The organism is Amycolatopsis sp. WQ 127309 (genome assembly GCF_023023025.1).
GTDB lineage: Bacteria > Actinomycetota > Actinomycetes > Mycobacteriales > Pseudonocardiaceae > Amycolatopsis.
In genome coordinates, this window is the sequence record NZ_CP095481.1 from 6032687 (window position 1) to 6043106 (window position 10420).

The following is a 10420-nucleotide window of genomic DNA, read 5'->3' on the forward strand; positions in this document are numbered from 1 at the left end:
GCCATGGTGAACGAAGAGAAACTCCGCGATTACCTCAAGCGGGTGACCGCCGACCTGGCCCAGACCCGGCAGCGACTGCAGGAGGTCGAGGCCGAGCCGATCGCGATCGTCGCGATGAGCTGCCGCTACCCGGGCGGGATCACGAGCCCGGAGGACCTGTGGCAGCTCGTCGAGTCCGGTGTGGACGGTGTGACGCCGTTCCCGCGCGACCGCGGCTGGGACGTCGAGAAGCTGTACCACCCGGACCCCGACCACGCCGGCACGTCCTATTCGGCCGAAGGCGGTTTCCTGCACGACGCGGCCGAGTTCGACCCGGCGTTCTTCGGGATCAGCCCGCGTGAGGCGCTCGCCATGGATCCGCAGCAACGGCTGCTGCTGGAGACGTCGTGGGAGGCCTTCGAGCGGGCCGGGATCGACCCGGTTTCGTTGCGTGGTAGCCGGACCGGCGTCTTCGCGGGCGTGATGTACCACGACTACGCGTCGCGGCTGCCGGCCGTGCCCGAAGGCGTCGAGGGTTACCTCGGCACCGGCAGCTCCGGCAGCGTCGCCTCGGGCCGGGTGTCGTTCACCTTCGGGCTGGAGGGCCCGGCGGTCACCGTCGACACCGCGTGTTCGTCCTCTTTGGTCGCGATGCACTGGGCGTGCCAGGCGCTGCGCCGCCAGGAGTGCACGATGGCGCTGGCCGGCGGCGTCACGGTGATGTCCACCCCGGCCGCGTTCATCGACTTCAGCCGTCAGCGCGGGCTCGCCGCCGACGGCCGCTGCAAGGCGTTCTCCGCCGACGCGGACGGCACCGGCTGGGCCGAAGGTGCCGGGATGCTGCTGCTGGAAAGGCTTTCCGACGCGCGTCGCAACGGGCACCCGGTGCTCGCGGTGATCCGGGGGAGCGCGGTCAACTCCGACGGCGCCAGCAGCGGCCTGACCGCGCCCAACGGCCCGTCGCAGCAGCGCGTGATCCGCCAGGCGCTGGCCGACGCGCGACTGTCCACAGCGGACGTCGACGCCGTCGAAGCGCACGGTACCGGTACCACACTCGGCGACCCGATCGAAGCTCAGGCGCTGCTCGCGACCTACGGCGCCGAGCGCGCCGGCGAACCGCTGTGGCTGGGGTCGTTCAAGTCCAACATCGGGCACGCGCAGGCCGCCGCCGGCGTGGGCGGCGTGATCAAGATGGTCCAGGCCATCCGCCACGGTGTGCTGCCTCGGACCCTCCACGTCGGCGAGCCGTCGCCGCACATCGACTGGTCGGCGGGCGCAGTGGAGCTGCTCACCGAGCGGCGCGAGTGGCCGTCGGTGGACCGGCCGCGCCGTGCCGGCGTGTCGTCGTTCGGGTTCAGTGGCACCAACGCGCACACCATCATCGAGCAGGCGCCACCGGAAGAGCCCGCCGCACTGTCGCGAGTGGACGTTCCGGCGGTGCCGAGGGTCGTGTCGGCACGCTCGCCGGAGGCGCTGGCTGCGCAGGTCGAGGCGATCCGCGAGCTGACGGCCGATCCCGCCGACGTCGCCCACGCGCTGGCGACCGGGCGGGCCGCGCACGAGCACCGCGCGGTACTGGTCGGCGACACCACGGTCACGGGTGTGGCCGGGGAAGGGAAACTGGCTTTTCTGTTCACCGGACAGGGCAGCCAGCGGATCGGCATGGGGCGCGAGCTGTATGCCGCCTATCCGGAGTTCGCGGCCGCGTTCGACGCCGTCTGCGAACGCCTGGAGCTGGATCACGATGTCGTGTTCGGTGACGACGGCCGACTGGACCAGACCCGGTACACCCAGGCCGCGCTGTTCGCGATCGAGGTGGCGCTGTTCCGGCTGGTCGAGCACTGGGGCCTGCGACCCGACGTCGTGATCGGGCATTCGATCGGGGAGATCGCCGCCGCGCACGTCGCCGGAGTGTTCTCGCTCGACGACGCCGCCAAGCTCGTCGCGGCGCGTGGACGGCTGATGCAGACGCTGCCGGAGGGCGGCGCGATGCTGGCCGTCCAGGCGTCCGAGGCCGAGGTGATTCCGCACCTGACGGATCGGGTAGCGATCGCCGCTGTGAACGGTCCGATGTCGACGGTGCTCTCGGGTGACGAGGACGCGGTGCTCGCCGTCGCCGCGCACTTCACCGAGCGCAAGACCAAGCGGCTCACCGTGAGTCACGCCTTCCACTCGCCGCTGATGGACCCGATGCTGGCCGAGTTCCGCGCGGTCGCGGAGTCGCTCACCTACAGCGAACCGCGGATTCCTGCTGTGTCCACAGTGGAAATCGGCGCACAGGTGGCCGACCCCGGCTACTGGGTGCGGAACGTCCGCGAGACCGTCCGGTTCGCCGAGGCCGTGACCGCCGCGCACGAGGCCGGCGCCCGCACGTTCGTCGAGCTGGGCCCCGACGGCGTTCTCTCCGCGCTCACGGCTCAGACCGTTGAAGGTGTCCAGGCGCTGCCCGCGTTGCGCGCCGGCCGTCCTGAGCCCGAGACCGCCGTCGCCGCGCTCGGCCTGGCCTGGGCGAACGGCGCGCGCGTCGACTGGACGCGGCTGCTGCCCGGCGACCACGCGCGGGTCGACCTGCCCACCTACCGCTTCCAGAAGGAGCACTTCTGGCTGTACCCGGCGCGGACCTTCACCGGCTCGGCCACCGGGTTCGGCCTCGGCCCGGCCGACCACCCGCTGCTCGGCGCCGCGGTCGGCGTCGCCGGAGCCGACGGCGGCCTGCTGCTCACCGGCCGGCTCGCGCTGGACAGCCACCCGTGGCTGTCCGACCACGCCGTCGGCGGCACCGTGCTGCTGCCCGGGACCGCGTTCGTCGAGCTCGCGGTGCGCGCCGGCGACCAGGTCGGCGCGCGGAGCGTCGAGGAGCTGACGCTGCACGCGCCGCTGGTGCTGCCCGAGCGCGACGCCGTCCACCTGCAGGTGTGGGTCGGTAACGCGGACGAGCAGGGCCGGTACCCGCTGACCGTCCATTCGCGACTCGAAAGCGCGCTCGCCGACGAGCCGTGGACGCGGCACGCCGAAGGCACCTTGACCGCGTCGGAGATCCCGGCCGAGCCGCTGGGGGACTGGCCCCCGGCCGGTGACGCGATCGACCTGTCCGGCCACTACGCCGCGCTCGGTGAGGCCGGCTTCGGGTACGGGCCGTTGTTCCAGGGCCTGCGCGCGGCTTGGCGCCGCGGCGAGGACGTCTACGCCGAGGTCGCGCTGCCCGACGAGCGCGCGGCGGCCGGGTTCGCGCTGCACCCCGCGCTGCTCGACGCCGCGCTGCACGCCATCGGGCTCGGCGCGTTCGTCGAGCCGGGCCGCGCGCACCTGCCGTTCGCGTGGTCCGGTGTTGCGCTGCACGCGACCGGGGCCACTGAGCTGCGAGTCCGTCTGACGTCCACTGTGGACGGGGTTGCGCTGACCATCGCCGACGGCACCGGCGCACCCGTCGCGACGGTGTCGTCGCTGGCCCTGCGTCCGCTGGGAAGTGTCGAGCGTGGCACCGACGCGCTGTTCGGCGTCGACTGGGTGCCGGTGCCCGCCGAGACGACCGTCGACGGCCGCTGGGTGCTGCTGGGACCGGACGCTGGTCTGGACATCGAGCGGTACGAAGACTTCCTGGAGCTGGACGAGGACCTGGAGTCGGCGCCGGACGTGCTGGTGCTGAACCTCACCGGCGACGTCCACGAGCGCGGGCACCTCGCTCTGGCGCTGCTGCAGACGCTGCTCACCGACGTCCGCTTCGACGAGACGTCGCTGGTCGTCCTCACCCGCGGCGCCGCGGTGCTGCCTGGCGAGGACGTCACCGACCTCGCTGGTGCGGCCGCCGGGGGGCTCGTGCGGTCGGCACAGGCCGAACACCCGGGCCGCATCGCGCTCGTCGACACCGACGGCTCGGTCGCGCTGGCCATCGCCGTTTCCGCTGGTGAGCCGTATGTCGCGGTCCGCGGCGGCCGGGTTCTCGCGCCGCGGCTGACTCGCGTGAGCGCGTCCGGTGGCACCCTCGCCGGGCTCCGACCCGACGGGACGGTGCTGGTCACCGGCGCCACTGGCGCGCTCGGCAGCGCGGTCGCCCGGCACTTGGTCGCGGCGCACGGCGTTCGTCGGCTGCTGCTGACCAGCCGGCGTGGGCCGGATGCGCCCGGCGCGTCCGAGCTGGTGGCGGAGTTGCGTGAGCTGGGCGCCGAGGTGACCGTGGCCGCGTGCGACGTCGCCGACCGTGCTGCGCTGGCCGCGTTGCTGGCCGAGCACCCGGTGACCGCTGTCGTGCACGCCGCCGGGGTTCTCGACGACGGCGTCCTGTCCACGCTGACGGCTGATCGCCTGGACGCCGTCCTGCGCCCGAAGGCCGACGCGGCGCTCAACCTGCACGAGCTGACCGAAGACCTCGACGCGTTCGTGCTGTTCTCCTCGGCCGCCGGGGTCTTCGGCAACGCTGGCCAGGGCAACTACGCCGCCGCAAACGCTTTCCTCGACGCCCTCGCGGCCCACCGGCGGGCTCAGGGCCTGGCCGCGACGTCGCTGGCCTGGGGTCTGTGGGACGACGGCATGATCGACGGCGCCGACGTCGGCCGGCTGGGCCGCGGCGGGATCGCCGCACTGTCCACGGAGGACGGTCTGGCGCTGCTCGACGCGGACGCCGGGCGGGCCCTGGTCGTGCCGATCCGGCTGGACCTGGCCGGCATCCGGGCCGGCGGCGACGTTCCGCCGCTGTTGCGCGGACTGATCCGCACGGCCGCGCGGCGGACCGCGGCGGCCGGGCCGACCGGCTCGCCGCTGGCGCGCAAGCTCGCCGCCACGCCCGAAGCCGACCGTTCCGAGCTGGTTCTGGCGACGCTGCGCACGCAGATCGCCGCGGTGCTCGGGCACGCGGCCGTCGAGGACGTCGACGTGACCCGCACCTTCGGTGACCTCGGGTTCGACTCGCTGACCGCCGTCGAACTGCGCAACCGGCTGGGCGCGGCAACCGGGCTGCGGCTGCCCGCGACGCTGATCTTCGACTACCCGACCCCGGCCGCGCTGGCCGGGCAGCTCCGGACCGACCTGCTCGGCGAGGTCGCCGAAGCCGAGGCGGTCACCGCGAAGACCGGCGTCGACGAGCCGATCGCGATCGTCGCGGCCGCCTGCCGCTACCCCGGCGGCGTGCGCAGCCCCGAGGACCTGTGGGACCTGGTGCGCGACGGCCGGGACGCGATCTCGGCGTTCCCGGACGACCGCGGCTGGGACGTCTCCGGGCTCTTCGGCGGCGACCCGGACCGCGAGGGCAGCAGCCACGCCTCCGAGGGCGGGTTCGTCTACGACGCGGGCGAGTTCGACCCGGCGTTCTTCGGCATCTCGCCGCGTGAAGCGATCGCGATGGACCCGCAGCAGCGGTTGCTGCTGGAGACGTCGTGGGAGGCCGTCGAGCGAGCGGGGATCGACCCGACTTCCTTGCGTGGCAGCAAAACCGGCGTGTTCGCCGGTGTGATGTACCACGACTACCTCTCGCGGCTGCCCGCGATTCCGCCGGGCGTCGAGGGTTACCTGGGCACCGGCGGGTCGGGCAGTGTCGCCTCCGGCCGAGTGTCCTATGTGCTCGGTCTGGAGGGCCCCGCGGTCACGGTCGACACGGCGTGTTCGTCCTCTTTGGTCGCGGTGCACCTGGCCGCGCAGGCTTTACGCTCCGGCGAGTGCACGATGGCGCTGGCCGGCGGTGTGACGGTGATGGCGACGCCGGGCGCGTTCGTCGAGTTCAGCCGGCAGCGCGGGCTCGCGTCCGACGGTCGCTGCAAGGCGTTCTCGGCCGACGCGGACGGCACGGGCTGGGCCGAGGGCGCCGGCGTGCTGCTGCTGGAGCGGCTGTCGGACGCGCGGCGCAACGGTCACGAGGTGCTCGCGGTGGTCCGCGGGAGTGCGATCAACCAGGACGGCGCGTCCAACGGCCTGACCGCGCCGAACGGACCGTCGCAGCAACGCGTGATCCGCCAGGCCCTTGCCGACGCCGGTCTGTCCACTTCGGACGTCGACGTCGTCGAGGCGCACGGCACCGGGACATCGCTGGGCGACCCGATCGAGGCGCAGGCGCTGCTGGCCACCTACGGCGCCGAGCGTGCCGGTGAGCCGCTGCTGCTGGGCTCGGTCAAGTCGAACCTGGGGCACACGCAGGCCGCGGCCGGGGTCGCCGGGATCATCAAGGTGGTTCTCGCCATGCGGCACGGCGTGGTGCCGCGGACGCTCCACGTCGGCGAGCCGACTCCGCACGTCGACTGGACGGCCGGCGCGGTCTCGCTGCTGACCGAGCCGCGGGCCTGGCCGTCGGTGGACCGGCCGCGGCGGGCGGCGGTGTCGTCGTTCGGGTTCAGCGGGACCAACGCGCACACGATCATCGAGCAGGCGCCTGTCGAGCCTGCTCGGGTCGTGCCGGGCGTGGACCGTGCGGTGCCGGTGGTCGTTTCCGGCCGCACCGACGCGGCGTTGCGCTCGCAGGCGCGGCGGCTGCGTGATCACCTGGCGGGTACGGACTTCCGTGTCGCCGACGTTGCGTTCTCGCAGGCCACGAACCGGACGTTGCACGAGCGTCGCGTGGTGCTTACCGCCGAGGAGCCCGGTGCGCTGCTGGACGCCTTGGGTGCTGTCGAGACCGGCACGACCGCTGGTGGGCTGGCGTTCCTGTTCACCGGGCAGGGCAGTCAGCGTTCGGGCATGGGGCGTGAGCTGTACGACGCGTTCCCGGTGTTCGCTTCCGCTCTGGACGCGGTGTGTGCCGAGTTCACTTTGGACACTCCACTGAAGACGGTTCTCTTCGACGAGAACGCCCTGCTGGACCGGACCGACTACACCCAGGCCGCGTTGTTCGCGCTCGAGGTGGCGTTGTTCCGGCTGTTCGAGAGCTGGGGCGTCAAGCCGGGGTACCTGGCCGGGCACTCGATCGGCGAGATCGTCGCCGCGCACGTCGGCGGGGTGTTGTCCCTGGCTGACGCGGTGACGCTGGTCGCCGCGCGGGGGCGGTTGATGCAGGCGCTGCCGTCCGGTGGGGCGATGGTGGCTGTGCAGGCGTCCGAGGACGAGGTTTCGGTATATCTGTCTGACCGTGTGACCATCGCGGCGCTGAACGGCCCGGAGTCGACGGTCATTTCGGGTGACGAGGCCGAGGTGCTGGCGATCGCTGGGCACTTCGCCGACCTGGGCCGCAAGACGAAGCGGCTAGCCGTGAGCCACGCGTTCCACTCGCCGCTGATGGATCCGATGCTGGCGGAGTTCCGGGGTATAGCTGAGTCTCTGTCTTACGGTAAGACGGTTATACCGATTGTCTCGAACGTCACCGGTGAGCTGGTCACGGAGTTCGACGCCGACTATTGGGTGCGGCACGTTCGGGAGGCCGTGCGGTTTGTCGACGGCGTTCGCACGCTGGAGGCCGCCGGGGTCACGACGTTCGTGGAGCTGGGCCCGGACGGTGTGTTGTCCGCGATGGCCCAGGACACCGTGGTTGCGACGGCGGTCTCGGCGCTGCGCAAGGGCCGTCCGGAGGTCGCCTCGGCGGTCACCGCACTCGGCGCCGCGATTGCGGCGGGCGCCGTGATCACCGGGATGACTGCAGGTGCCGCGATGACTGCGGGTGCCGCTGGTGCGGCGATGACCGTGGGTGCCGCGCCGGGCTGGAGCCAGGTGTTCGCCGGGACCGGGGCGCGGCGGGTTGCCCTGCCGACGTACGCCTTCCAGCGTGAATGGTTCTGGCTGCACCCGCCGGCGATGGTCGGTGATGTCGCGTCGGCGGGGCTTGGTGCTGCCGGGCATCCGCTGCTCGGTGCGAGTGTCGACCTGGCCGGCGACGACTCCGTCGTGTTCACCGGGTTGCTGTCGCGGCGGACGCACCCGTGGCTGGCCGACCACGCCGTCGGGGGCACCGTGCTGCTGCCCGGCACGGCGTTCGTCGAACTCGCTCTGCGGGCCGGTGACCAGGTCGGCTGCGATCGCGTCGAGGAGCTGACGCTTGCCGCGCCGTTGGTCCTGCCCGAGCAGGGTTCGGTCCAGCTGCAGCTTTCTGTCGGGGCTCCCGGCGAGTCCGGGGCGCGGGAACTCGCGCTGCATTCGCGCACTGGTGACGGTGAGCCGTGGACCGTGCACGCTACTGGCGCCCTTGCGAGCGGTGCGGCCGTCCCGGAGGTGCTGGCCGAGTGGCCGCCCGTGGGTGCCGAATCTGTTGCGGTGGAGGGGATCTACGACGACCTGGCGTTGGCCGGGTTCGACTACGGGCCGGCATTCCAGGGGCTGCGGGCGATCTGGCGGGACGGTGAGGACGTCTGCGCCGAGGTCACGCTGCCCGATGATGCCGACGCGACGGCGTTCGGCCTGCACCCGGCGCTGCTCGACGCCGCGCTGCACGCGATGTCGCGGGGGAGCACGAAGACCGGGGGAGACGGTGGGCCGCGGCTGCCGTTCTCCTGGTCCGGTGTCTCGCTGTACGCCACCGGGGCCACCGCGCTGCGGGTTCGGCTGCGTCCGGCCGGTGTGGACGCGATCGCGCTCGACGTCACCGATCACGCCGGTACGCCGGTCGCCCGCGTCGAGTCGCTGGTGGTCCGGCCGCTTGCGCTGCCGTCTGGGGGCAGCGTCGAGTCGCTGTTCCGGATGGGCTGGCAGCCCGTTGCCCCGGTGGCCCACGGCGTCCGGCAGCTCGCTCTGCTCACCGGCGACCCGGCCGCGGCCGAGGCGATCGGGGCGGTGGCCCATGCGGACTTCGCCGCGCTCACCGACGTCCTTGACGACGGCGGGCCGGCGCCGGACACGCTGGTCGTGCCGGTCACCGGTGGGTTCACCGCCGCAGCCGCGCACGAGTCCACCGGGTTCGCGCTGGCGCTGGTCCAAGCGGTACTCGCGGACGAGCGGTTCGCCGCGACCCAGCTCGTGCTGCTCACCCGGGGCGCGGTCGCCGCCGCCGAGGGTGACACCGTGCCGGATCCGGCCGCCGCTGCGGTCTGGGGTCTCATCCGCACTGCGCAGTCCGAGGAGCCCGGCCGGTTCCGGTTGGCCGACCTCGATGACGACGTCGAGTCCTCGAAGGCGCTGGCCGGGGCGTTGGCCACCGACGAGCCGCAGCTGGCCGTGCGTGCCGGGGACGTCTTCGCGCCGCGGCTGGCGCGGGTGCCGCGGCCGGAGGACGCGCCGCGGTTCCGGCCGGGTGGCCGGGTCCTGCTCACTGGCGCGACCGGCGCGCTCGGCCGGGTGCTCGCGCGGCACCTGGTCACCGCGCACGACGTCCGTGACCTGCTGTTGCTCAGCCGTCGGGGTGCGGACGCCGAGTTGGCGGCCGAACTCTCGGGACTGGGGGCCGAGGTGCGGATGCTTGCCTGTGACGTCGCCGATCGCGACGCCCTGGCCGCCGTGCTGGCCGAGCACCCGGTGACCGCCGTCGTGCACGCGGCCGGCGTCCTCGACGACGGCGTCCTGTCGGCGCTCACGCCCGAGCGGGTGGCCGCGGTGCTGCGGCCGAAGGTCGACGCCGCGGTCAACCTGCACGAGCTGACCGGCGACCTCGACGCGTTCGTCCTGTTCTCCTCCGCGGCCGGCGTGTTCGGCAACGCGGGGCAGGGGAACTACGCCGCCGCAAACGCTTTCCTCGACGCGCTGGCCGCACACCGGCACGCCCGGGGGCTGCCGGCGACGTCGCTGGCCTGGGGCCTGTGGGACGACGGCATGGGCGAGGGCGCCGACGTCCGGCGTCTGCACCGGGGTGGCGTCGCCGCACTGTCCACGGAGGAGGGTCTGGCGCTGTTCGACACGGCGGTCGCGACCGGCGACCCGGCGCTCGTGCCGGTCCGGCTCGACCTCGCCGCGGCTCGCGCGCAGGGCGAGGTGCCCGCGTTGCTGCGGGGTCTCGTCCGGGTTCCCGCGCGGCGTGGTGCGGACGTCTCGGCAGGGGCCGGGGCGGCGCTGGCCGCGAGGTTGTCGACCGCGTCGGCCGAGGACCGCGAGCGGATCCTGCTGGACCTGGTCCGCGGGCAGGTCGCCGCGGTGCTCGGGCACGCCGACGCCGATCTGGTCGAGCCGGCGCGGGCGTTCAAGGAGCTGGGGTTCGACTCGCTGACGGCGGTGGAGCTGCGCAACCGGCTGGCCGTGGTCACCGGGCTGCGGATGCCCGCGACGCTGGTGTTCGACCACCCGACCCCGCTGGACCTGGCCGCGCGGCTCGCGGCCGACCTGGCCCCGGACGGCACCGCCGCGATCACCGCACTCCTGGCCGAGCTGGACCGGCTCGGTGCCGCGCTGACGCAGGTGGTGCCGGACGAGTCCGGCCGCGCCCGGATCGCCGGCCGGCTTCGGGGCTTGGCGTCCGCCTGGGCGGAGCCGGAACCGGAAGAGGAGCAGTCGGTCGCCGAAGACCTGGAAGTGGCCTCGGACGACGAGATCTTCGACTTCATCGGCAAGGAGTTCGGCATCTCATGACCACTCGACTCACCACCGCCGACGGCCAACACGCCGACCA

General features: G+C 73.2%; 1 protein-coding gene. It reads left to right on the forward strand.

Annotated elements, in window-relative coordinates; all coding sequences use genetic code 11:
* The first annotated feature begins 6 nt into the window (after positions 1-6).
* On the forward strand, positions 7-10380 hold the full coding sequence (locus MUY22_RS27925; RefSeq protein ID WP_371827692.1) for an SDR family NAD(P)-dependent oxidoreductase: 10374 nt from the start codon (positions 7-9) through the stop codon (positions 10378-10380).
* Positions 10381-10420: the final 40 nt, after the last annotated feature.